This is a genomic window from Haloferax massiliensis (assembly GCF_001368915.1).
Classification (GTDB): domain Archaea; phylum Halobacteriota; class Halobacteria; order Halobacteriales; family Haloferacaceae; genus Haloferax; species Haloferax massiliensis.
The window spans coordinates 15,750-39,956 of the sequence record NZ_CSTE01000007.1 but is presented as its reverse complement, the minus strand read 5'-3'; the positions used below and the strand labels follow the sequence as shown (position 1 = coordinate 39,956).

Genomic DNA, 24,207 nt, shown 5'->3' with positions numbered 1-24,207 from the left:
CGGCGCGACGGCGGACGCGGCCGCAGGAGCGACGGGGGGATTGTTCTCACGTGCGCCCACGAAACCGACGGACACGGCGACGACGCGAGAGGGCCGCGGCGACGCCGACGCCGCCGGAGGCGGTAGTTTTACGATAGAGTCTACCTAGCAGAGTGCATGGACGAACTAGCCCGGCGGACGCCGAGCGACGGCGTCGCCGAAGTCGTCTCGGTCGACGACATCGAGTGGGACATCGACACGGACGTGCTCGTCGCGGGCGGCGGCGGCACCGGCCTCGTCGCCGCGCTCGCGGCCAGCGAGAACCCCGACGTTCGCGTGACGGTGCTGGAGAAAGCGCCCGAGTGCGGCGGCAACACGTCGCTTTCGACCGGGATGGTCCCCGCGGCGGGGACGCGCCTCCAGCGCGAGGCCGGCATCGAGGAGACGCCCGCGGACATGGCGCGCGACATCCTGGAGAAAAACGACTACGAGGCCGACGAGGAGCGCGTCCGGTACCTCTGCGAGGAGAGCGCGAACCTCATCCACTGGCTCGTCGACGACTGGGACGTCACGCTCCACATCGTGGACGACTTCAAGTACCCCAAACACTCCGAGTACCGGATGCACGCGCCGGAGGGTCGAAACGGCGAGAACCTCGTCGCCGAACTGGTCGAGCGCGTCGAGTCGACGCCGAACATCGAACTCCTGACGAACGCGCCCGTGAAGAGGCTCGTCGCCGACGACGGCGCGGTCCGGGGCGTCGTCGCCGGCCTCGGCCACGACGAGGCCATCGAGGCCGAGCGGGTCATCCTCGCCACCGACGGCTTCGCCGGCAACCGCGGGATGGTCACCGACTACTGCGAGGAAGACGTCGAGCGGGCGCTGTACTTCGGCGCTGACGGCAACACCGGCGACGGCGTCCGCTTCGGCGCGGAACTCGGCGGCGAACTCGCCTGCATGGACGCCTATCAGGGCCACGCGACGGTGGCGAGCCAGACGGGGATGCTCTCGACCTACGCGGTCACGATGAACGGGGGCATCCTCGTGAATCAGGACGGCGAGCGGTTCGGCGACGAGTCCGCGGGCTACAGCGAGTTCGCCATCTCGGTGCTCAAACAGCCCGGCGGGCAGGCGATTCAACTGTTCGACGAGCGCATCTTCGAACGACTCCGCGGGCAGTTCGAGGACTTCGACGAGGCCATCGAACAGGGGACCTACCACAGCGACGACTCGGTCGCCGACCTCGCCGAGCGACTCGGTGCCGACGGCGAGCGCGCCGCGGAGACGGTCACCGACTACAACGAGGCGGCCGCGGCGGGCGAGCCGGACGAAGTCGGTCGGGTCGACGGCGCGACCCCGCTGGAAGCGCCCTTCTACGGGACCAAGGTCACCGGCGCGCTCTTCCACACGCAGGGCGGCCTCGTCGTCGACGAACACGGGCGCGTCCTCCGGACCGACGGAAGCACCGTCGAGAACCTCTACGCCGGCGGCGGCACCGCCTGCGGCATCAGCGGCCACGGCGCGGGCGGCTACCTCTCCGGCAACGGGCTGACGACCGCCCTCGGTTACGGCCGCCTCGCCGGCATCCACGCCCGCGAGTCGCTCGACTGACGCCGCGGCGAGGTCACGGCCCCGGAGCAGGGCACCGAAACTACTCGTTTTCGACGCAGTTCGCCGACCAGAACCGATTCGTTGCAGGAATATCCGCAGAACGTGACAACACGAGTACGGGAGGATTTATTACAGTAGGCACTAACCTCGATACCGATTGCCATGGGTAAGACTCTCAAGTCTTCGACGAGCAACAGGCGGCGCTTCCTCAAAGCAACGGGCGCGAGCGTCGCGGCATTGACACTGGCCGGCTGTGCGAGCGACGACGCCGGGAACGGCGGCGGTGATTCGGGCGGTGACTCCGGCGGCGACTCGGGCGGGTCCGGCGGCGACACGGGCACCACGACGGGGACGCCCGAGCAGTCCGTCGACGAGGTCATCATCGGGTCGAACCACCCGCTTTCGGGGAGTCTCGCCGCGACGGGCGTCGGGATGAGCAACGCCATCAAACTCGCCGCGATGCGGAAAAACGAGGAGGGCGGCATCGAGTCGCTCGGCGGCGCTGAAGTGACCGTCATCGAGGGCGACAACCAGGGCGCACAGGAGCTCGGCGGACAGGTCAGCGAGGAGCTGCTGAGCGAGGGCGCGCACGTGCTCACCGGCTGTTACTCCTCGCCGGTGACGACGGCGGCGACGCAGGTCGCGGAGCGACAGGGCGTCCCCTTCGTCATCTCCATCGCGGCGGCGGACAACATCCTGCAGGGCCGCGACTTCAACTACGTCTACCGGCCCCAGCCCCCGGCGCGCCGGCTGGCGAGCGACTACGCGGACCTCGTGCCATCGGTCATCCGCGACGGCGGCGGCACCATCGACACGGCGGGACTGTTCTACATCAACAACAGCTACGGGCAGGCGATTCGCGACAGCCTCCGGGAGTTCCTCCCCGAGCAGAACGTCGAAATCGTCGAGGAGACGGCCATCGAGTTCGGCGCGTCGAACGCCAACACGCAGGTGTCGCGGCTCCGGAGCGCCGACCCCGACACCATCATCGCCACGACGTACGTCGCCGGCGGCGTCCTGCTCGCACAGGCGTTGCAGGACCAGGACTACCGGCCGCCGTACCTGACCGCGTCCGCGTCCGCGACGTTCACCGACGACGACGCCGTCAGCGACATCGGCGAGTTCGCAAACGGCGTGCTGGACAACAACTACGCGCTGAACCCGACGGTCGACAAGACCGCCGAGGTGCGCTCGCAGTTCCTCGACAACTACGACCAGGAGTTCTCCGCGTCGGTCGGGATGTCCTACACCGCGGCGGAGGTCGTCATCCAGGCGGTCGAGGAGGCCGGCAGCGTCGACCCCGACGACATCAACGAGGCGCTCAAGGGCCTCAGCTACGAGGACCACATCTCGGCGATGGGCGCTATCGAGTTCGACGACCAGGGTGAGAACGTCAACGCGCTCGGCCCGGTGAACCAGGTCCAGGACCTCTCGGTCAGAGTCGTCTACCCCGAGGAGTACGCGGAGGCCGAACCGCAGGTCTAACCGCTACCCGCGCGCGCCGTCACGTCAACGAACCGTCCCGAACGATAGCACCTTTTATGGGGGATGCCAACAATTCCCGAGCGTAGAAACCGCATGGGACACCTAGTCACATCGGTCGCGCCGCTGCCGCTGCAGGGCGGGGGCCTCGGCCGATTCATCGACCCGTTCGCACAGTTCCTGACAGACATCACCAATCTGGAGCCCGTCCTTCTGCAGCTGCTCGCGTTCGGCCTCCTGCTCGGGGGCGTCTACGCGCTGACGGCGCTCGGGCTGACGATGATATTCGGCGTGATGGACGTCATCAACTTCGCCCACGGCGTCTTCCTCGTCGTCGGGATGTACTCGGTGTGGTTAGTCTCCGAGACGGCGGGTATCAGCCCGTTCATCGGTATCCCCATCGCCGCCGCCGTGCTGTTCGTCCTCGGGGTGGTGGTCCATATTCTCACGGTCGAACCCATCATCGAGGCACCGCAGCAGAACCAGCTCATCGCCACGCTGGGCGTCCTCTTTATCGTCCAGTCGGCCATCGAAATCGTGTTCACGCCCGACCCCCAGCAGGTCGAACTCTCGCTCGGGTCGATACAGGTCGGCGGCGTGTTCATCCCGCTCGGGCAGTTCTACGCGCTCGTCATCGCGCTCGGGACGATGCTCGCCGTGCGGGCGTTCCTGAACCGGACCGACCTCGGCCGGAAGATTCGCGGCACGGCCGACAACCGCGACGGCGCGCGCTACGTCGGCATCAACGTCCGCCGCATCAACTACCTCACCTTCGGCATCGGCGCGGCGCTGGCCGGCGTGGCCGGCGGCTCCATCGCGCTGTTCCAGCGGTTCGACCCCTTCACCGGCGAGACGTACCTCATCAACGCCTTCGTCATCGTCATCCTCGGCGGCCTCGGCTCGTTCCCCGGCGCGTTCGTCGGCGGCCTCATCGTCGGGCTGATTCAGGTGTTCGGCGGCTACTACCTCCCCGGGACCACCGCGCAGGTGCTCATCTTCCTGCTTTTCATCGGGACGCTCCTCGTCAAGCCCGAGGGCCTGTTCGGAGGTGCTGAGGCGTGAGCGCAATCGAGACGGTCCGCGACCGCTACCGGACGTTCGACGACGGGCGGTACGCCCCGCTCGTGAAGGGCGTCGCGCTGTTCGGCCTGCTCGCGGCGCTCCCGACGCTCATCGAAATCGACGTCGCCGGGATGGAGCTCGCGGCGACGCTGAGCCTCCGAATGCTCATCCTCACGGTCATCTACGCCTACACGGCGCAGGCGTGGAACATCATGTCCGGCTACACCGGGCAGTTCTCGTTCGGGCACGCGGCGTTCTTCGGCGTCGGCGCGTACGCCACGCAGGCGCTCGTCGTCGACTTCGCGGTGAACCCGTGGGTCGGAATGCTCGTCGGCGGCGTGCTCGCGGCGGGGTACGGCCTCGTCATCGGCGCGCTGTCGTTCCGCTTCAACCTGCAGGGCCACTACTTCGCGCTGGCGACGCTGGCGTTCGCGGAGCTGCTCCGCTTCGTCGTCACCAACATGTCCGAACTCCACGGGGCCAACGGCTACTTCAAGCCGTTCCCGCGCGACTACGGCGCCGAGTACGGCCTCGCGGCCTTCCAGTTCCAGAGCGACCTGCCGTACTACTACCTCATCGTCGGCTTCCTGCTGGTCGTGACGCTCGTCTCGTGGCTCATCAAGAACTCGTGGGTCGGGCTGTACTTCTTCGCCATCCGCGAGGACGAGCGGGCCGCCGCCAGCGTCGGCGTGCCGAGCTTCCGGTACAAGCTCATCGGCGTCGCCGTCAGCGCCTTCTTCACCGCCCTCGGCGGTGCCTACTGGTCGATGTACTTCAACACCATCCGCCCCGACACCGTGTTCGCGCTGTTCAAGAACGTCGAACTGCTCCTCCCCGCGGTCGTCGGCGGCCCGGGGACGCTTCTGGGCCCCATCGTCGGCTCGTTCATCGTCACGCCGGTCAGCGAGGTGGCGCGGACGACGTTCTCCGACATCAACGGCCTCGACCGCATCATCTACGGCGCGTTCCTCGTGGCCATCGTCATCTACTCGCCGCGCGGCGTCGTGAGTTGGCCGAGTCAGGCGCGCGCCCTCTGGGAGCGCGTCCGCGACGACGAGGAGGTGAGCGAGTGATGTCGGCGGACGAGACGACCGCGCAGAGCGTCGACGACCCGGATGCAGACATCGAGCGCGAGGGCGAGCGGATTCTGTCGGTCGAGGGCGTCGGCAAGCGCTTCTCCGGCCTGCAGGCGCTCGACGACGTGGACATGACCGTCAACCGCGGCGAGATTATCGGCCTCATCGGGCCGAACGGCGCGGGCAAGACCACGCTGTTCAACTGCATCAGCGGGGCGTTCCCGCCGACGAGCGGGACCGTCAGACTCGACGGCGAGGTCATCTCCGGCCTCCCGGCGCACAAAGTCGCGCGGGCGGGGCTGGCGCGGACGTTCCAAATCACGCGCCCGCTGGAGGAGCTGACCGTCGTCGAGAACGCGATGGTCGGCGCGCACATACACACGCGCCGCCGGAGCGAGGCGCGCGAAATCGCCATGGAGAACCTCGAATTCGTCGGGCTCGCGGACAAGGCCGACGAGGAGGCGGGCGAACTCACCGTGGGCGCACAGAAGCGCCTCGAACTCGCCCGCGCCGTCTCGACGCGCCCGGAGATTCTGCTCCTCGACGAGATTATGGCGGGGCTCACCCCGTCGGAGTCGAAGCAGATGCTCGACCTGTTCCGCCAACTGCGCGAGCGCGGGACGAGCCTCCTCATCATCGAACACGACATGAAAGCCATCATGAACATCTCGGACTACGTGAAAGTGCTGGACCAGGGGAAGGGCATCGCCTTCGGCGCGCCGGAGACGGTGGTCGAAGACGACCGCGTCATCGAGGCCTACATCGGGGGGTTCGACGTCGATGCTTGAACTGCGCGGCGTCCGCGCCGGCTACGACGACATCGAGGTGCTCCACGGCGTCGACATGCGCGTCGACGAGGGCGAAATCGTCGCACTCATCGGCTCGAACGGCGCGGGCAAGACCACGACGATGCGAACCATCTGCGGCATCCTCTCGCCGAGCCGCGGCGAGATAACCTACCGCGACGAGGCGATTCACTCGAAGGCGTCCCACGAAATCGTCGAGCGCGGCATCGTGCAGGTCCCCGAGAACCGCGACCTGTTCACCAACATGACCGTCATCGACAACCTGCTTCTCGGCGCGCAGACCGAGGAGGCGAAGGCGAACCGCGAGGAGAACCTCGACGAGATGCTGGGGCTGTTCCCCCGACTCGCGGAACGCAAGAACCAACGCGCCGGCACGATGTCCGGCGGGGAACAGCAGATGCTGACCCTCGCCCGCGCGCTCATGGGCGAACCCGACCTGCTCATCCTCGACGAGCCCTCCATCGGCCTCGCGCCGCACCTCGTCCAAGAGGTGTTCGACGTCATCGAGGACATCCACGCGCAGGGCATGACGGTGCTCATGGTCGAACAGAACGTCCAGCAGACGCTCAAGCTGGCCGACCGGGGCTACGTCATGGAGAACGGCCGCATCAGCATGACCGCCGACGGCGACGACCTCCTCGAAGACGAGGGCGTCGTCGAGGCGTACCTCGGGGTGTGAGATGACGGACGAATCGCTCGCGTCGTTCGTCGCCGACCTCGACCGGACCGACCTCCCCGCGTCGGTCGTCGAGCGCGCGTCCCTCGTCGTCGCTGACACCATCGGCGCGGTGCTGGGCGGCGCGTCGGACCCCGCGGTCGCCGCGCTGGCGCGCCGGTGGGCCGACGAGAACGGCGGCGAATCGACCATCATGGGGACCGCGGGCGAGCGGACCACCGCGTACCGCGCCGCGTTCGTCAACGCGGCCGCCGGGAGCGTCCTCGAACTCGACGAGGGCCACCGCTTCGCGGCCGGTCACCCCGCGATTCACGTCCTGCCGGCGCTCCTCGCGGACGGCGAATCGGCCTACCGCAGCGGCGACGAGTTCCTGACGGCGTTCGTCGCCGGCTACGAGGCGGCGGTCCGCGCCGCCGAGACGGTCGTCCCGCTCGCCGACGGCCTCCACCCCCACGGCGTGTGGGGCGGCGTCGGCACCGCCGCAGCCGTCTCCCGACTCCGCGGCCTCGACGCCGAGACGACGCTCGACGCGATGCGAATCGCGGCGAACTACGCCCAGCACACCCGGTTCGAGGCGGCCACCGAGGGCGCGACCGTCAGAAACGGCTACGTCGGGATGAGCAACCTCTCGGGGCTGCTCGCGGTCGATCAAGCCGAATCCGGGTTCACCGGCCTCGACGACGGCGTGGTCCGACACCTCGAACCCGTCGCCGCGGACGGCCCCGACCGGAGCGCCCTCGACGACGGACTCGGCGAGCGCTGGGAAATCGAGCGCGGCTACTTCAAGGTCCACGCGGCCTGCCGCTACACCCACGCCGCCCTCGACGCCGTGGCGCCCCTCGTCGACGAGACGGGCGTCGTCGCGGCCGACGTCGAGTCGGTCACCGTCGAGACGTACCCCGCCGCGGCCGCGCTGTCGGAGCCCGCGCCCGAAAACGCCCTGCAGGCGAAGTTCTCGATTCCCTTCGCCGTCGCGTCGGCGCTGACGACCGGCGAGACCGGCAAGGAGGCGTTCACCGACGAGGCGCTGACGAAGACCGCGCTCGGGTTCGCCCGCCGCGTGGACGTGGTCGCCACCGAGGAGTTCGCGACCCGCGCCCCCGACGAGCGCGGCGCGCGCGTCACCGTCGAAACGGTCGATGGCGAACGGTACGCCCGCGAGGTGCGCGCCGCCCGCGGCGGCGAACGCGACCCGTTCACCGAATCGGAGCTCCGAGCGAAGTTCGACCGACTCGTCGCGCCCGTCATCGGCGACGGCGGCGTCGACGGCCTCTGGACCGCGGCGACCGAACCCGCCGCCCCCCGCGTGCTCTGCGCCCTCACTCGGGCCTGAGCCGCCCTGCGACCACGTATTCAGACCATGATTTCACAGGAACCAGTCCGAGACTGGGAACGACAGGTGCACGGCTTTCTGACCGACGAGCTACCCGACGACGTGCGCGCCGACGGCGAGCGAATCGTCGCGGACGTGCTCGCGGCGACCGTCGCGGGGGCGGCCGCCCCCGCGACGGTCGCCGCGAGCACGTCCGCGACGATTCGCTCGCCGTCGGCGCGCACGTCGTCGGGTAGCTCGTCGGTCAGAAAGCCGTGCACCTGTCGTTCCCAGTCTCGGACTGGTTCCTGTGAAATCATGGTCTGAATACGTGGTCGCAGGGCGGCTCAGGCCCGAGTGAGGGCGCAGAGCACGCGGGGGGCGGCGGGTTCGGTCGCCGCGGTCCAGAGGCCGTCGACGCCGCCGTCGCCGATGACGGGCGCGACGAGTCGGTCGAACTTCGCTCGGAGCTCCGATTCGGTGAACGGGTCGCGTTCGCCGCCGCGGGCGGCGCGCACCTCGCGGGCGTACCGTTCGCCATCGACCGTTTCGACGGTGACGCGCGCGCCGCGCTCGTCGGGGGCGCGGGTCGCGAACTCCTCGGTGGCGACCACGTCCACGCGGCGGGCGAACCCGAGCGCGGTCTTCGTCAGCGCCTCGTCGGTGAACGCCTCCTTGCCGGTCTCGCCGGTCGTCAGCGCCGACGCGACGGCGAAGGGAATCGAGAACTTCGCCTGCAGGGCGTTTTCGGGCGCGGGCTCCGACAGCGCGGCCGCGGCGGGGTACGTCTCGACGGTGACCGACTCGACGTCGGCCGCGACGACGCCCGTCTCGTCGACGAGGGGCGCCACGGCGTCGAGGGCGGCGTGGGTGTAGCGGCAGGCCGCGTGGACCTTGAAGTAGCCGCGCTCGATTTCCCAGCGCTCGCCGAGTCCGTCGTCGAGGGCGCTCCGGTCGGGGCCGTCCGCGGCGACGGGTTCGAGGTGTCGGACCACGCCGTCGTCGAGGCCGGTGAACCCGGATTCGGCTTGATCGACCGCGAGCAGCCCCGAGAGGTTGCTCATCCCGACGTAGCCGTTTCTGACGGTCGCGCCCTCGGTGGCCGCCTCGAACCGGGTGTGCTGGGCGTAGTTCGCCGCGATTCGCATCGCGTCGAGCGTCGTCTCGGCGTCGAGGCCGCGGAGTCGGGAGACGGCTGCGGCGGTGCCGACGCCGCCCCACACGCCGTGGGGGTGGAGGCCGTCGGCGAGCGGGACGACCGTCTCGGCGGCGCGGACCGCCGCCTCGTAGCCGGCGACGAACGCCGTCAGGAACTCGTCGCCGCTGCGGTAGGCCGATTCGCCGTCCGCGAGGAGCGCCGGCAGGACGTGAATCGCGGGGTGACCGGCCGCGAAGCGGTGGCCCTCGTCGAGTTCGAGGACGCTCCCGGCGGCCGCGTTGACGAACGCGGCGCGGTACGCGGTGGTCCGCTCGCCCGCGGTCCCCATGATGGTCGATTCGCCGCCGTTCTCGTCGGCCCACCGGCGCGCCAGCGCGGCGACCGCGGGGTCCGACGCGCCGCCCAGCACCGCGCCGATGGTGTCAGCGACGACGAGGGACGCGCGCTCGACGACCGACGCGGGGAGGTCGGTCCGGTCGAGGTCGGCGACGAACGACGCGAGCGATTCGTCCGTCATCTCACACCCCGAGGTACGCCTCGACGACGCCCTCGTCTTCGAGGAGGTCGTCGCCGTCGGCGGTCATGCTGATGCGGCCGTTCTCCATGACGTAGCCCCGGTCGGCCAGCTTGAGCGTCTGCTGGACGTTCTGTTCGACCATGAGCACCGTCATGCCCTGCGCGTGGATGTCCTCGATGACGTCGAACACCTCTTGGACGAGGTGCGGCGCGAGGCCGATGGAGGGCTCGTCGAGGATGAGCAGGTCGGGTTCGCCCATGAGCGCGCGGGCGAGGGTCAGCATCTGCTGTTCCCCGCCGGACATCGTGCCGGCGCGTTGGTTCTTGCGTTCCGCGAGTCGGGGGAACAGCCCCAGCATCTCGTCGAGGTTCTCCTCGCGGTTCGCCTTCGCCTCCTCGGTCTGCGCGCCGAGAAGCAGGTTGTCGATGACGGTCATGTTGGTGAACAGGTCGCGGTTCTCGGGGACCTGCACGATGCCGCGCTCGACGATTTCGTGGGACGCCTTCGAGTGAATCGCCTCGTCGCGGTAGGTTATCTCGCCGCGGCTCGGCGAGAGGATGCCGCAGATGGTTCGCATCGTCGTGGTCTTGCCCGCGCCGTTCGAGCCGATGAGTGCGACGATTTCGCCCTCGTCGACGCGCATGTCGACGCCGTGGAGCACCTCGATGTCGTCGTAGCCGGCGCGGACGCCGCGCAGTTCAAGCATCGACGTCGAACCCCCCGATGTAGGCCTCGATGACGCGGTCGTCTTCGACCACCGTCTCCGGCGCGCCGAAGGCGATGCCCTTCCCCTGGTCCAGCACTTTCACGTAGTCCGAGATGTTCATGATGGCTTTCATGTCGTGTTCGATGATGAGGAGGCTCGTCCCGCGCTCGCGCAGTTGGCGGAACAGGTCGAGCATCTGCTTCGACTCCGACGGGGTGAGCCCCGCCATAATCTCGTCGAGGAGCAGAATCTCCGGGCGCGTCGAGACGGCGCGGGCGAGTTCGAGGCGCTTCTGTGCGCCCACGGTGAGTTCGCCCGCCTCCTCGTCGGCCTTGTCCGCGAGCCCGACGAATTCGAGGTTCTCCATGGCGATTTCGCGCGCCTCGCTCCGGCGGCGCGTGTGTATGTGCGCGCCGACCATCGCGTTCTCGACGACGGTCAGCTCCTCCAGCGGGCGCGTGATTTGGAACGTCCGCGCCAGCCCCGCCCGCGCGACTTTGTGCGCCGGGAGGCCGGAGATGACCTCGCCGTCGAGTCTGACGGTCCCGCTCGTCGGCGGGAACGCCCCGCTGATGCAGTTGAACAGCGTGGTCTTGCCCGCGCCGTTCGGCCCGATGAGGCCGATAATCTCGCCGCGGTTGACGGTCATGTCCACGTCGTCGAGCGCCTGCAGGCCGGAGAAGCGCTTGCCGACGCCCTCGACCGACAGAATCCGCTCGCCCTCGCGCTCGATGTCTGCATCCGGGTCGTCGACGCTCTGCGCGGTCGTCTCGTCCGCCGACATCACTCGCTCACCTCCTCGTCGTCGCGGACGCGCTCCCAGAGGGCGCGCGCCTGACTCGGCCAACTCACGACGCCGCGCGGCGAGTAGATGACGATGGCCACGAGGAACGCGCCGTAGATGATGCGGTCGAGGCCGTTGATGTCGGAGAACGTCGTCCGCGCCACCTCGCTGACCGGCGTGACGATGAACGAGCCGACGATGGGGCCCAGAAGCGTCCCCGGGCCGCCGACGACCGCGGGGAGGAGCAGTTCGACGTTCTTGAACAGCGCGAACACGGTGTCGGGGCGGATGGTGTTGAAGTACATCGACCAGTAGGCACCGCCGAGGGCGGTGAAGAAGGCGCTGACGGCGACGCCGATGAGCTTGTACCGGAAGCTCGGCACGCCGACGCTGGCGGCGGCCCGCTCGTCCTCGCGGATGGCGAAGAAGTACAGCCCGACCCACGAGTTCTTGATGAGCCACGAGACGAGCGTCACGACCAGCAGGAAGCCGACGATGAGGTAGTAGTACGGCAGGTCGCTCTGGAACTGGAAGGCCGCGAGGCCGTACTCGGCGCCGTAGTCGCGCGGGAACGGCTTGAAGTAGCCGTTGGCCCCGTGGAGTTCGGACATGTTGGTGACGACGAAGCGGAGCAGCTCCGCGAACGCCAGCGTCGCCAGCGCGAAGTAGTGGCCCTGCAGGTTGAAGCGGAACGACAGCGCGCCGATGACGAGGCCGTACCCCGCCGCGAGCACGCCGCCGACGAGCATTCCGACCCACGGGTTCACCGCGAAGTCGACGACGAGCGCCTGCGTGGCGTACGCGCCGACGCCGAAGAACGCCGCGTGCCCGAACGAGAACTGCCCGGTGTAGCCGGACATGATGTTCCACGCCTGCGCCGTGTAGGCGTAGATGACCGTGAGGATGAGCATTCGGAGGCTCAGCGTCGCCGCGAGCTCCATCCCGGCGACGTCGATTTCGATGAGCGTCGGGAGCGCCGCGAGCAGGCCGAACAGCGCGACGCCCTTCACGAGCGGGGCGTACCGCCCGTCGTCGAACGTCCGGTAGCGGTCGCGGACCGTCTCGATTGCGCTCACGCCTCAGCACCTCCGAACAGGCCCTCGGGCTTGACGAGGAGCGTCCCGATGAAAAGCAGGAAGATGAGCACCTGCGCGGTGGTCCCGGGGAGGTAGTAGCCGCCGAACACCTGAATCAGCCCGACGATGAGGCCGCCGACGAACGCGCCGGGGAACGAGCCGAGGCCGCCGAGGATGACGATGACGAAGGCGTTGATGAGGTACGTCTCGCCGGTGAAGGGGTCGAACCGCTGGAACAGCGCGATGGAGCCGCCGGCCACGCCGGCCAGCGCCGCGCCGATGCCGAAGGTGAGGTAGTTGATGCGGCGGACGTTGATGCCGACGTAGCGCGCGCCGTCGCGGTTGTCGGCCGTGCCGCGAATCTTCCGGCCGAGGTCGGTCCGGTTCAGGAACGCCCGCACGGCGAGCATCGTCCCGAGCGCGATGACGAGCGCGTAGAACTGCCCGAGCGGGATGAACACGCCGCCGACCTGTATCGACCCGAGCGAGAGTTCGACCTGCTGGGGGTCGGGCGTGAACACGATTTCGATGGCCGACTGGACGATAAAGAGGACGCCCAGCGTGGCGATGAGCTGGTTCTGCTGCGGTGCCTCGATGATGGGTTCGACCGTGAGAATATGGACCACCACCCCGAGGACGAACAGCACGGCGGCGGCGATGGGGATACCGATGAACGGGCTGATACCCGCCGTCTCGGAGACTAACCACACCGAGTACATCCCGACGACGAGGAAGACGCCGTGGGCGAAGTTGATGACGTCCATCACGCCGAATATCATCGTCAGCCCGAGCGCCGTCAGCGCGTAGACGCCCCCGAGCAGGAGGCCGAACGCGAGCAGCTGCAGAAGGACGGGCTCCAGATTGGTGATGTCTGTCAGGAACTGTGCGAACGGGTCGATGAATCGGCCGAGGCCCCCGCCCTGCAGCGGCAGCGGCGCGACCGATGTGACTAGGTGTCCCATGCGGTTTCTACGCTCGGGAATTGTTGGCATCCCCCATAAAAGGTGCTATCGTTCGGGACGGTTCGTTGACGTGACGGCGCGCGCGGGTAGCGGTTAGACCTGCGGTTCGGCCTCCGCGTACTCCTCGGGGTAGACGACTCTGACCGAGAGGTCCTGGACCTGGTTCACCGGGCCGAGCGCGTTGACGTTCTCACCCTGGTCGTCGAACTCGATAGCGCCCATCGCCGAGATGTGGTCCTCGTAGCTGAGGCCCTTGAGCGCCTCGTTGATGTCGTCGGGGTCGACGCTGCCGGCCTCCTCGACCGCCTGGATGACGACCTCCGCCGCGGTGTAGGACATCCCGACCGACGCGGAGAACTCCTGGTCGTAGTTGTCGAGGAACTGCGAGCGCACCTCGGCGGTCTTGTCGACCGTCGGGTTCAGCGCGTAGTTGTTGTCCAGCACGCCGTTTGCGAACTCGCCGATGTCGCTGACGGCGTCGTCGTCGGTGAACGTCGCGGACGCGGACGCGGTCAGGTACGGCGGCCGGTAGTCCTGGTCCTGCAACGCCTGTGCGAGCAGGACGCCGCCGGCGACGTACGTCGTGGCGATGATGGTGTCGGGGTCGGCGCTCCGGAGCCGCGACACCTGCGTGTTGGCGTTCGACGCGCCGAACTCGATGGCCGTCTCCTCGACGATTTCGACGTTCTGCTCGGGGAGGAACTCCCGGAGGCTGTCGCGAATCGCCTGCCCGTAGCTGTTGTTGATGTAGAACAGTCCCGCCGTGTCGATGGTGCCGCCGCCGTCGCGGATGACCGATGGCACGAGGTCCGCGTAGTCGCTCGCCAGCCGGCGCGCCGGGGGCTGGGGCCGGTAGACGTAGTTGAAGTCGCGGCCCTGCAGGATGTTGTCCGCCGCCGCGATGGAGATGACGAAGGGGACGCCCTGTCGCTCCGCGACCTGCGTCGCCGCCGTCGTCACCGGCGAGGAGTAACAGCCGGTGAGCACGTGCGCGCCCTCGCTCAGCAGCTCCTCGCTGACCTGTCCGCCGAGCTCCTGTGCGCCCTGGTTGTCGCCCTCGATGACGGTCACTTCAGCGCCGCCGAGCGACTCGATGCCGCCCTCCTCGTTTTTCCGCATCGCGGCGAGTTTGATGGCGTTGCTCATCCCGACGCCCGTCGCGGCGAGACTCCCCGAAAGCGGGTGGTTCGACCCGATGATGACCTCGTCGACGGACTGCTCGGGCGTCCCCGTCGTGGTGCCCGTGTCGCCGCCGGACCCGCCCGAGTCGCCGCCGGAGTCACCGCCCGAATCACCGCCGCCGTTCCCGGCGTCGTCGCTCGCACAGCCGGCCAGTGTCAATGCCGCGACGCTCGCGCCCGTTGCTTTGAGGAAGCGCCGCCTGTTGCTCGTCGAAGACTTGAGAGTCTTACCCATGGCAATCGGTATCGAGGTTAGTGCCTACTGTAATAAATCCTCCCGTACTCGTGTTGTCACGTTCTGCGGATATTCCTGCAACGAATCGGTTCTGGTCGGCGAACTGCGTCGAAAACGAGTAGTTTCGGTGCCCTGCTCCGGGGCCGTGACCTCGCCGCGGCGTCAGTCGAGCGACTCGCGGGCGTGGATGCCGGCGAGGCGGCCGTAACCGAGGGCGGTCGTCAGCCCGTTGCCGGAGAGGTAGCCGCCCGCGCCGTGGCCGCTGATGCCGCAGGCGGTGCCGCCGCCGGCGTAGAGGTTCTCGACGGTGCTTCCGTCGGTCCGGAGGACGCGCCCGTGTTCGTCGACGACGAGGCCGCCCTGCGTGTGGAAGAGCGCGCCGGTGACCTTGGTCCCGTAGAAGGGCGCTTCCAGCGGGGTCGCGCCGTCGACCCGACCGACTTCGTCCGGCTCGCCCGCCGCGGCCGCCTCGTTGTAGTCGGTGACCGTCTCCGCGGCGCGCTCGCCGTCGGCACCGAGTCGCTCGGCGAGGTCGGCGACCGAGTCGTCGCTGTGGTAGGTCCCCTGTTCGATGGCCTCGTCGAAGTCCTCGAACTGCCCGCGGAGTCGTTCGAAGATGCGCTCGTCGAACAGTTGAATCGCCTGCCCGCCGGGCTGTTTGAGCACCGAGATGGCGAACTCGCTGTAGCCCGCGGACTCGTCGCCGAACCGCTCGCCGTCCTGATTCACGAGGATGCCCCCGTTCATCGTGACCGCGTAGGTCGAGAGCATCCCCGTCTGGCTCGCCACCGTCGCGTGGCCCTGATAGGCGTCCATGCAGGCGAGTTCGCCGCCGAGTTCCGCGCCGAAGCGGACGCCGTCGCCGGTGTTGCCGTCAGCGCCGAAGTACAGCGCCCGCTCGACGTCTTCCTCGCAGTAGTCGGTGACCATCCCGCGGTTGCCGGCGAAGCCGTCGGTGGCGAGGATGACCCGCTCGGCCTCGATGGCCTCGTCGTGGCCGAGGCCGGCGACGACGCCCCGGACCGCGCCGTCGTCGGCGACGAGCCTCTTCACGGGCGCGTTCGTCAGGAGTTCGATGTTCGGCGTCGACTCGACGCGCTCGACCAGTTCGGCGACGAGGTTCTCGCCGTTTCGACCCTCCGGCGCGTGCATCCGGTACTCGGAGTGTTTGGGGTACTTGAAGTCGTCCACGATGTGGAGCGTGACGTCCCAGTCGTCGACGAGCCAGTGGATGAGGTTCGCGCTCTCCTCGCAGAGGTACCGGACGCGCTCCTCGTCGGCCTCGTAGTCGTTTTTCTCCAGGATGTCGCGCGCCATGTCCGCGGGCGTCTCCTCGATGCCGGCCTCGCGCTGGAGGCGCGTCCCCGCCGCGGGGACCATCCCGGTCGAAAGCGACGTGTTGCCGCCGCACTCGGGCGCTTTCTCCAGCACCGTCACGCGAACGTCGGGGTTCTCGCTGGCCGCGAGCGCGGCGACGAGGCCGGTGCCGCCGCCGCCCGCGACGAGCACGTCCGTGTCGATGTCCCACTCGATGTCGTCGACCGAGACGACTTCGGCGACGCCGTCGCTCGGCGTCCGCCGGGCTAGTTCGTCCATGCACTCTGCTAGGTAGACTCTATCGTAAAACTACCGCCTCCGGCGGCGTCGGCGTCGCCGCGGCCCTCTCGCGTCGTCGCCGTGTCCGTCGGTTTCGTGGGCGCACGTGAGAACAATCCCCCCGTCGCTCCTGCGGCCGCGTCCGCCGTCGCGCCGACTCGAACGTTCAGGAACGACAGATTGTCGGGAACGACGGAGTGAAAAACTATGTGTGTCGAGAACACCCATACCGCATGGACTCGCCACGAGATATCGTCGAGGAGTTCTTCGACCGCATGGAAGACGACCGCAGGAACACCGTCGGCGACCTGTTCGCCGAGGACGCCGTCATCTCCCTGCCGGGGGCGACCTTCGAGGGACCGACCGCGGCCTACGACTTCCTCGCGCACCTCGAACCGCGGTACGAGTGGGCGGCAAAGGAGTTCGACCGCTGGATGGAGGCGGGCGACACCGTCGTGAGCGTCGGGTCGCTCTACGGCGTCGACAACGACGGCGCGGAGTTCTCGGACGTTCGCTACGTCGATATCTACGTCGTCCGCCGGGGGCTCATCGAGCGCCTCGACATCTGGAACGACCTCGCCGTCGACGGCGTCGTCCCGGTCCCGGCCGACGATGCGCCCGCGGTTCCGGCGGAGGAATGAGCGAGCGAACCGGTGTCCTGTTCGCGCTCCGCGACGACCCCTCGCTCGTCGTCCGCGCCGAGGAACTCGGCTACGAGTCGGCGTGGGCCGCCGAGGGACAGGGCAAGACCGCCTTCGGAAAGCTCGAACGCTGGGCCGTCCACACCGACGAAATCGGCCTCGCGACCGGTATCGTCAACGTGTTCTCGCGGACGCCGGCGGCGCTCGCGGCGGCCGCGGCGACCCTCGACGACCACTCCGACGGGCGCGCGATTCTCGGCCTCGGCGTCGCCCACCCCGGCGTCGTCGAGGCGTTCCACGGCGTCCCCTTCGACCGCCCGCTGTCGCGGCTCCACGAGTACGTCGACCTCGTGCGGCGCTACCTCCGGGGCGACGCCGACTCGTTCGACGGGGAGTTCTTCTCGCCCGAGCGCACGAGCTTCTGGGACGCCTTCGAACCCGTCCGCGAGGAGATACCAATCTACAACGGCGCGCTCGGCCCCGCGAACGTCCGGCTGACCGGGCAGGTCGCCGACGGCTGGCTTCCGAACCTGTATCCGCGCCCGCAGTTCGAGGAGGCGCTGGGGTGGCTCGACACCGGCACCGCCCGAAGCGGGCGCGACCGAAGCGACGTGGACGTGGCGATGTACGTCCTCACGGCCGTCCACGACGACCCCGACGAGGCGCGGCGGGCGGCGGCCGAACACGTCGCCTACTACCTGCGGGACGTGCCGGGCTACTACGACCGCGCGGCCGAGCAGGCCGGCTTCGCCGGCGAGGTCGAGGCGGTCCGGGCCGCGCCGACGACCGAGGCCGGAGCGCGCGAACTCTCGGCCGACTTCCTCGACCTCGTGGCCCTGGTCGGCGCGCCCGACGACGTGCGGGGACGGCTCGGCGAACTCCGGGAGATGGGCGTCGACCTCCCGGTCGTCCGCGCGCCCGCCGGCGTCGACCGCGAGTGGGTCGCCCGAACGCTGGAGGTGTTCGCCCCGTAACATGACGCCGGCGGACCGTGCCGTACTTTTATGCTGGATGCCACCGCATCTCAGGCGAAGCGAGTCATGACAGACCGTATCTGGGAGGACCTGCTATCCGAACAGGATAAACAGGTCATCACGAAGGCTGGTTACGACAGGGAGGGCGCCTCGTCGTGGGAGTCCCGCGGCATGGGCGAGAACCCGATGGTTCTCGTCATCGACATGCAGCGGCTCATCGTCGGCGAGAACGTTCCCATCCTCGACGCCATCGAGGAGTACCGCACCGCGATGGGCGACGTCGCGTGGGACGCCATCGAACACATCGACCCGTTCCTCGACTTCGCGCGAGAACAGGGGCTTCCGGTGACGTACACGCGGGTCGTCCCGTCGAGCTACGACGACCCCGACCACCCCGACCTCGACATCGTCGACCCGGTCGCGCCCGAGGCGGGCGACACCGTCGTCGACAAGTCCTACGCGTCGGCGTTCTACGGGACCGACCTGCTCTCGCGGCTCGTCCGCGGGGGCCACGACTCGGTCGTCATCGTCGGCAACTCCACGAGCGGGTGCGTCCGAGCCACCGCGGTCGACGCCAAGCAGAACGGCTTCAGCGTCGTCCTGCCGCAGGAGTGCATCTTCGACCGCATCGAGGCGTCCCACAAAATCGGCCTCCTCGACCTGTGGATGAAGTACGCCGAGGTGCTGGAGACCGAGGCGGTCAAGGAGTGGGTCGAGACGCTATGACTCACGACCTCGTCATCTCGAACGGCACCGTCGTCACGCCCGAACACGGCACCTTCGAAGCCGACGTCGCGGCCGACGGCGAGACCATCTCCGCCGTCGCCGCCCCCGGCACGCTCTCCGGCGAGACGGAAATCGACGCGACGGGCAAGCACGTGCTCCCGGGCGCAATCGACCCGCACACCCACCACGGCATCTACCGCGGGCTGGAGGCGGACGCCGAGTCCGAGTCCAAGTCCGACCTCGTCGGCGGCGTGACCACCATCGGGAACTACTTCCGCCGGGCCGGGGCCTACGAGGACATCATGCCGGGCTACTTCGACGAGGCGGAGCCGAACTACTACCACGATTACTTCTTCTCGCTGGGCCTGCTCTCGATGGAGCACATAGAGGAGATTCCGACTATCATCGACGAGTTCGGCATCACGACGTTCAAGTGGTACATGAACTACAAGGACGCCGCCCGCGAGAAGTTCGGCGTCGACTGCGATATGCACGACGACTTCGGCGATGCGTTCGTCCGGAAACTCGCCGAACAGGACGTGCCGACGACGCTCGGCTACCACTCCGAGAACGTCGAAATCACGAACGCGCTCGCCGGCGGCAACGTCTACGTCACCTCGGAGTCCGACGACACCGACGCCGACGCCGACGAGGGCTACGAGGTGATGGTCGAGGAGTTCCCCGGCTACGCCGAGACCCAGAGCATGGTCGCCGGGGCCGCGCTCGCCAAGGTCCACGGCTACGACGACCGCTTCTACGCGGTCCACATCTCCGCCGGGGGGACCGCAGACGAACTCGCCGCGCTCCACGACGCGGGCTACCGGGCGTGGGGCGAGACGTGTATCCACTACCTCGCGCTCACAACCGAGGAGTGCGACGAGCGCATGAAAGTCAACCCCCCAGTTCGGTCGAAAGCCGACCAAGAGACGCTCTGGGAGCGCCTCGCCGACGGCACCATCTCGACTATCGGGACCGACCACTGCGCCAACCTCGCGGAGAACAAGTTCGGCGAGGGCATCCGCGACAGCCTGCTCGGGTTCCCCTCGACGCCGGTGATGCTCCCGCTCATCCTCTCGGAGGGCGTCAACGAGGGTCGCATCTCGCTCGAACGCGCCGTCGAGGTCACCAGCACCAACGCGGCGAAGGCGTTCAACCTCTACCCCAAGAAGGGGACAGTCCGGGTCGGAAGCGACGCCGACCTCGCCGTCGTCGACCTCGACGAGACGAAGACGGTCACGCCGGAACTGTTACACAGCGTCAGCGGCTACTCCCCCTACGAGGGCCGAGAGGTCACCGGCTGGCCGACCCAGACCGTCGTGAAGGGCGAACTCGCCTACGACGACGGCGAAATCGTCGGCACGAAAGGGCACGGAACCCACATCGACCGCCCGGTGTGAGCCGGCGGCGACCGAACCGAGCCACGAACGCGGACTGACCGGCCACGCGGAACCGGGCACACGTCCCGACGGGCACGCGGACGCGCACACGCACCACCACACGACCACCACACGCGACACAGAACGAGAAGACACACACGACATGACGAACGACACGAACGGACCACTCGACGGCCTCGTCGTCCTCGAAGCCGGGTCGATGATATCCGGCCCGACCGTCGGCCGCTTCCTGGCCGACTTCGGGGCGACGGTCATCAAAATCGAACACCCGGCGTTCGGCGACCACATCCGCCGCTTCGGTCCACAGAAAGACGGCGTCGGCCTCTGGCACAAGTACCTCTCGCGGAACAAGCAGTCTATCACCCTGAACATCTCCACCGACGAGGGCGCGGCGGTGTTCGAGGACCTCGTGGGCGAGGCCGACCTCCTCATCGAGAACTTCCGGCCCGGCACGCTCGAACGCTGGAATGTCGGCTGGGAGCGCCTCTCCGAGGTCAACGACGACCTCGTGATGCTTCGGATGTCCGGCTTCGGTCAGACCGGCCCGTACGCCGAGCGCCCCGGCTTCGGGACGCTCGCGGAGGCGATGTCCGGCTTCGCCTACCTCAACGGCTTCCCCGACTCGCCTCCGTTGCTCCCGCCGACCGGCCTCGCCGACAACATCGCGGCGCTGTTTTCGACGTTCGCGGTGATGTTCGCGCTCTACCACCGCGACGTCCACGGCGGCGGCGGCCAGTACATCGACACGAGCCTCATCGAACCCATCTTCGGCCTGCTCGGCCCGCAACCGCTCCGCTACGACCAACTCGGCGAAATCGAGTCGCGGTCGGGCAACCGCTCGACCTCGTCGGCCCCGCGGAACGTCTACCGGACGGGCGACGACCGCTGGGTCGCCATCTCCGCGAGCGCCCAACCGCTCGCCGAGCGCACGTTCGACGCCATCGACCGCCCCGACCTGAAAGACGACCCGCGGTTCGAGACCAACGAGGACCGACTGGAACACGTCGACGAACTCGACGCCATCATCCAAGACTGGATGGACGACCACAGCCGCGAGGAGGTTCTCGACGCGTTCGAGGCGGCCGACGCGACGCTCGCGCCCGTCTACAACGTCGAGGACATCCTCAACGACGAGCACTACGCGGCGCGCGAGGCGTTCCTGACGGTCGACGACCCCGACCTCGGCGAGGCGGTCGTCCAGAACGCCTTCCCGAAGTTCTCGGAGACGCCGGGGCGGGTCGACCACCTCGGTCCGTCGCTCGGTGAACACAACGACGCGGTCTACCGCGACCGACTCGGCTACGACGAGTCGGTGCTTTCGGACCTCGAAGCGGAGGACGTGATATGAGCCTCCTCGACTCGCTTCCCGAGCGCGTCCACGTCGTCGAGATGCTCCCCCGCGACGGGTTCCAGCGCCTCGACGAGTTCGTCCCGACCGACGAGAAAGTCGAGATAATCGACGCCCTCTCGGACACCGGCGTCGACGAAATCGAACTCTCCTCTTTCACCCACCCGAAGGCCGTCCCGACCCTGCGGGACGCCGACGAGGTGGCGACGCGAATCACCCGCCGCGACGGCGTGACCTACCGGGCGCTCGTCCCCAACCTCCGGGGCATGGAGCGCGCCGTCGAGGCCGAGGTTGACAAGGTGAACGCGCTCGTCACGGTGAGCGAGACGTACACCGCGAAAAACCAGAACCGCACCCGCGAGGAGGTGCTCGCGGAGATGGACGACATCGTCGACCTCGCCCACGACCACGGCATCGAGGTCGAAGCCGGGATGGGCACGAGCTTCTACTGCCCCTACGAGGGCGCAATCGACCCGGCGGAGACGCTCGCGGTCGTCGACAGCGTCGTCGACTCCGGCGTCGACGAGGTGACGCTGGCGACGACGATGGGCCTCGCGAACCCGGTCGAAATCACGGAGCGCTTCACCGCCGCGTTCGAGGCGCACCCCGGCCTCGACATGGGCCTGCACCTCCACGACACGAACGGGATGAGCCTCGCCAACACGCTGGCCGCGATGGCGGTCGGCGTCGACCGCTTCGACGCCTCGGTCTGCGGCCTCGGCGGCGGCGTCGTCCTCCCGGGCGACATGTCCGGCGTCGGCAACACGCCGACCGAGGACCTCGTCCAGATGCTCGAACGCATGGGCGTCGGCCACGGCGTCGACTTCGGCCGCATCGAGGCGGCCGCTCACGACGTGTCCGACCGACTGGGCCTCGGCCTGACGAGCCACGTCCTCGCGGGCGGCACCGTCGAGGGCGTCCTCGACACCGTCGCCGCCGACGGGGAGGAGAACTGACATGTCCGGCAAGACCCTCGCGGAGAAGTTGCTCTCGGAGAAATCGGGAACCGACGCCCGCGCCGGCGACTACGTCGAAGCCGACGTGGACGTGGCGATGGCCCACGACATCACCGGCCCGCTCGCGTTCCAGACGTTCGACGAGGTGACGGGCGACGACGGCGAGCTGTTCGCGCCCGACCGGACCGTCTTCACCATCGACCACCACGCCCCCGCCGACGGGGTGCAGGCCGCGAACAACCACAACGCGGTCCGCGAGTTCGCGGCGAAACACGGCGCGCACCAGTTCGACGTGGGCGACGGCATCTGCCACGCCGTCCTCGTCGAGGAGGGCTTCGTCGGCCCCGGCGACCTCGTCATCGGCGCGGACTCCCACTCGACGACCTACGGCGGCATCGGCGCGTTCGGGACCGGCGTCGGCTCGACCGACCTCGGAACCGCGCTCGCGACGGGCGAACTCTGGTTCCGCGTCCCGAAGACGCTCCGCTTCGAGGTCGACGGCGAGCTTCAAGACGGCGTCTACGCGAAGGACCTCATCCTCCGCTTTATCGGCGACGTGGGCTTCGACGGCTGTACCTACATGGCAGCCGAGTACGCCGGGAGCGCCGTCGAGTCGCTCCCGATTCACGAGCGCCTCGTCCTCTCGAACATGGCCATCGAGATGGGCGGCAAGGCCGGCCTCGTCGCGCCCGACGAGCGGACCGAGTCGTACCTCGAACGCCAGACCGGGAACGAAATCGACCTCGGCGACGCGTTCGTCTCCGACGACGACGCCGACTACGAGGCGGTCCACACCTACGACGCGGCCGCCCTCGCCCCGCAGGTTTCGAAGCCGTCGAACCCCGAGAACGCGGTGGACGTGACCGAGGTCGCGGGCACCGAGGTCGACCAGCTGTTCGTCGGCACCTGCACGAACGGCCGGTACGAGGACATCAAAATCGTCGCGGACATCCTCGCGGGCGAGACCATCGCCCCGAACGTCCGGATGGTCGTCGTCCCCGCCTCGAAGTCCGTCTACCAGCACATGCTCGGGACGGGCGTCTTCCAGACGCTCACCGACGCCGGCGCGGTCATCCAGAGCGCCGGCTGCGGCCCCTGCGCGGGCTACCATCAGGGCGTCCTCGGCGACGGCGACGTCTGTCTCGCCACGGCGAACCGGAACTTCCCCGGCCGCGAGGGGTCGATGGAGTCGTCGGTCTACCTGTCGAGTCCGGCGACCGTCGGCGCGAGCGCGCTGTACGGCGAAATCACCGACCCCCGCGAGGTCGAGACGAACCGCTACGACGACACGGTGTTCGCGGAGGTGCTGCCATGACGGGAGCCGCCGGCGGTTCCGGCGACGGCCGCCCCGACCCCGCCGAACCCGGTCGCGCGTGGGTCTTCGGCGACAACATCGACACCGACCAGATAACGCCGTCGCGCTTTATCGTCTCGTCGGACCCCGACGAACTCGCCAGCCACGCCTTCGAGGACCTCAGACCCGAGTTCTCGGCGTCGGTCGAGACCGGCGACTTCGTCGTCGCCGGCGAGAACTTCGGGAGCGGGTCGTCGCGGGAGCACTCGCCGCTGTCGCTCGTCGGCGCGGGCGTCTCGGCGGTCGTCGCGCAGTCGTTCGCGCGCATCTTCTTCCGCAACGCCATCAACCTCGGCCTGCCGGTGCTCATCTGCTCCGGCGCGGACGCCATCGAGGACGGCGACGAGATTCACGTCGACCTCGACGCGGGCGTCGTGACGAACCACACGCGAGACGAGACGTACGAGGCGGAGGCGCTCCCCGAGTTCCTCCAGTCGCTCGTCGAACAGGGAGGACTGAAAGCCTACACGAAGGCGAAACTCGACGGCTGAGCGGGCACTCGACTCACGTCATCCGTTCCGCCGCACCGACCGCCGACCGCCGACGCCGACCGAACAGAGGCACCCCCGAACGCCATTCCCAGACGGCTGT

Annotated in this window: 23 protein-coding genes; 15 read left to right on the top strand and 8 right to left on the bottom strand. The window is 68.6% G+C overall.

Annotation, left to right across the window (positions count from 1 at the left end; translation table 11 throughout):
* The first annotated feature begins 156 nt into the window (after positions 1-156).
* The 7 genes from BN996_RS19300 to BN996_RS19270 all read left to right on the top strand — a co-directional run bounded on the left by BN996_RS19300 (position 157) and on the right by BN996_RS19270 (position 8,025).
* Complete coding sequence (locus BN996_RS19300; protein ID WP_089781800.1) at positions 157-1,590, top strand: FAD-dependent oxidoreductase; 1,434 nt, start codon at positions 157-159, stop codon at positions 1,588-1,590.
* Between the two features lie 162 nt (positions 1,591-1,752).
* Entirely contained in the window at positions 1,753-3,075 is a 1,323-nt protein-coding gene (locus BN996_RS19295; protein WP_089781802.1) for an ABC transporter substrate-binding protein, read from the top strand.
* Positions 3,076-3,168: 93 nt separating this feature from the next.
* Positions 3,169-4,134, top strand: coding sequence for a branched-chain amino acid ABC transporter permease (locus BN996_RS19290; RefSeq protein ID WP_089781804.1), 966 nt, complete (start codon positions 3,169-3,171; stop codon positions 4,132-4,134).
* Positions 4,131-5,207 (top strand): branched-chain amino acid ABC transporter permease, encoded by a 1,077-nt coding sequence (locus tag BN996_RS19285; RefSeq protein WP_089781806.1) that lies wholly within the window; start codon positions 4,131-4,133, stop codon positions 5,205-5,207. The genes BN996_RS19290 and BN996_RS19285 overlap by 4 nt, the downstream gene beginning before the upstream one ends.
* Positions 5,207-5,998: an ABC transporter ATP-binding protein gene (locus tag BN996_RS19280; protein ID WP_089781809.1), complete on the top strand. Its 792-nt coding sequence runs from the start codon at positions 5,207-5,209 to the stop codon at positions 5,996-5,998. The genes BN996_RS19285 and BN996_RS19280 overlap by 1 nt, the downstream gene beginning before the upstream one ends.
* On the top strand, positions 5,991-6,695 hold the full coding sequence (locus tag BN996_RS19275) for an ABC transporter ATP-binding protein (RefSeq protein ID WP_089781811.1): 705 nt from the start codon (positions 5,991-5,993) through the stop codon (positions 6,693-6,695). Before BN996_RS19280 ends, BN996_RS19275 begins: the two co-directional genes overlap by 8 nt.
* A 1-nt stretch (position 6,696) precedes the next feature.
* Positions 6,697-8,025: an MmgE/PrpD family protein gene (locus BN996_RS19270; protein WP_089781813.1), complete on the top strand. Its 1,329-nt coding sequence runs from the start codon at positions 6,697-6,699 to the stop codon at positions 8,023-8,025.
* Positions 8,026-8,045: 20 nt separating this feature from the next.
* Here the strand turns inward: BN996_RS19270 and BN996_RS20865 are convergent, their stop codons facing one another.
* From BN996_RS20865 to BN996_RS19230, 8 genes are all read right to left on the bottom strand, one after another.
* Complete coding sequence (locus tag BN996_RS20865) at positions 8,046-8,324, bottom strand: hypothetical protein (RefSeq protein WP_089781815.1); 279 nt, start codon at positions 8,322-8,324, stop codon at positions 8,046-8,048.
* A 27-nt stretch (positions 8,325-8,351) separates the two neighbouring features.
* A complete protein-coding gene (locus BN996_RS19260; RefSeq protein ID WP_089781813.1) occupies positions 8,352-9,680 on the bottom strand; it encodes an MmgE/PrpD family protein in 1,329 nt (442 codons plus the stop codon).
* A gap of 1 nt (position 9,681) precedes the next feature.
* The gene (locus tag BN996_RS19255; RefSeq protein ID WP_089781811.1) at positions 9,682-10,386 is read right to left on the bottom strand and encodes an ABC transporter ATP-binding protein; all 705 of its coding nucleotides are present in this window, start codon (positions 10,384-10,386) and stop codon (positions 9,682-9,684) included.
* Complete coding sequence (locus BN996_RS19250; protein WP_089781809.1) at positions 10,379-11,170, bottom strand: ABC transporter ATP-binding protein; 792 nt, start codon at positions 11,168-11,170, stop codon at positions 10,379-10,381. The genes BN996_RS19255 and BN996_RS19250 overlap by 8 nt, the downstream gene beginning before the upstream one ends.
* The gene (locus BN996_RS19245; protein WP_089781806.1) at positions 11,170-12,246 is read right to left on the bottom strand and encodes a branched-chain amino acid ABC transporter permease; all 1,077 of its coding nucleotides are present in this window, start codon (positions 12,244-12,246) and stop codon (positions 11,170-11,172) included. The genes BN996_RS19250 and BN996_RS19245 overlap by 1 nt, the downstream gene beginning before the upstream one ends.
* Entirely contained in the window at positions 12,243-13,208 is a 966-nt protein-coding gene (locus BN996_RS19240; protein ID WP_089781804.1) for a branched-chain amino acid ABC transporter permease, read from the bottom strand. The genes BN996_RS19245 and BN996_RS19240 overlap by 4 nt, the downstream gene beginning before the upstream one ends.
* 93 nt (positions 13,209-13,301) lie before the next feature.
* The gene (locus BN996_RS19235) at positions 13,302-14,624 is read right to left on the bottom strand and encodes an ABC transporter substrate-binding protein (RefSeq protein WP_089781802.1); all 1,323 of its coding nucleotides are present in this window, start codon (positions 14,622-14,624) and stop codon (positions 13,302-13,304) included.
* 162 nt (positions 14,625-14,786) lie between these two features.
* A complete protein-coding gene (locus tag BN996_RS19230; protein ID WP_089781800.1) occupies positions 14,787-16,220 on the bottom strand; it encodes an FAD-dependent oxidoreductase in 1,434 nt (477 codons plus the stop codon).
* Positions 16,221-16,453: 233 nt separating this feature from the next.
* Between BN996_RS19230 and BN996_RS19225 the strand changes: the two genes are divergently transcribed.
* The 8 genes from BN996_RS19225 to BN996_RS19190 all read left to right on the top strand — a co-directional run bounded on the left by BN996_RS19225 (position 16,454) and on the right by BN996_RS19190 (position 24,107).
* Positions 16,454-16,861 (top strand): nuclear transport factor 2 family protein, encoded by a 408-nt coding sequence (locus BN996_RS19225; RefSeq protein WP_089781798.1) that lies wholly within the window; start codon positions 16,454-16,456, stop codon positions 16,859-16,861.
* Positions 16,858-17,835: an LLM class flavin-dependent oxidoreductase gene (locus BN996_RS19220; RefSeq protein WP_089781796.1), complete on the top strand. Its 978-nt coding sequence runs from the start codon at positions 16,858-16,860 to the stop codon at positions 17,833-17,835. The genes BN996_RS19225 and BN996_RS19220 overlap by 4 nt, the downstream gene beginning before the upstream one ends.
* A 66-nt stretch (positions 17,836-17,901) precedes the next feature.
* On the top strand, positions 17,902-18,561 hold the full coding sequence (locus tag BN996_RS19215) for an isochorismatase family protein (protein ID WP_089781794.1): 660 nt from the start codon (positions 17,902-17,904) through the stop codon (positions 18,559-18,561).
* Positions 18,558-19,958 carry a dihydroorotase gene (locus tag BN996_RS19210; protein ID WP_089781792.1) on the top strand — a complete coding sequence of 467 codons (1,401 nt, stop codon included), beginning with the start codon at positions 18,558-18,560 and terminating at the stop codon, positions 19,956-19,958. The genes BN996_RS19215 and BN996_RS19210 overlap by 4 nt, the downstream gene beginning before the upstream one ends.
* A 142-nt stretch (positions 19,959-20,100) precedes the next feature.
* A complete protein-coding gene (locus BN996_RS19205) occupies positions 20,101-21,306 on the top strand; it encodes a CaiB/BaiF CoA transferase family protein (protein ID WP_004967838.1) in 1,206 nt (401 codons plus the stop codon).
* Positions 21,303-22,262, top strand: coding sequence for a hydroxymethylglutaryl-CoA lyase (locus BN996_RS19200; protein ID WP_089781790.1), 960 nt, complete (start codon positions 21,303-21,305; stop codon positions 22,260-22,262). The genes BN996_RS19205 and BN996_RS19200 overlap by 4 nt, the downstream gene beginning before the upstream one ends.
* Before the next feature lies 1 nt (position 22,263).
* The gene (locus BN996_RS19195; RefSeq protein ID WP_089781788.1) at positions 22,264-23,577 is read left to right on the top strand and encodes a 3-isopropylmalate dehydratase large subunit; all 1,314 of its coding nucleotides are present in this window, start codon (positions 22,264-22,266) and stop codon (positions 23,575-23,577) included.
* Positions 23,574-24,107 carry a 3-isopropylmalate dehydratase small subunit gene (locus BN996_RS19190; RefSeq protein ID WP_089781786.1) on the top strand — a complete coding sequence of 178 codons (534 nt, stop codon included), beginning with the start codon at positions 23,574-23,576 and terminating at the stop codon, positions 24,105-24,107. Before BN996_RS19195 ends, BN996_RS19190 begins: the two co-directional genes overlap by 4 nt.
* The last annotated feature ends 100 nt before the right edge of the window (positions 24,108-24,207 follow it).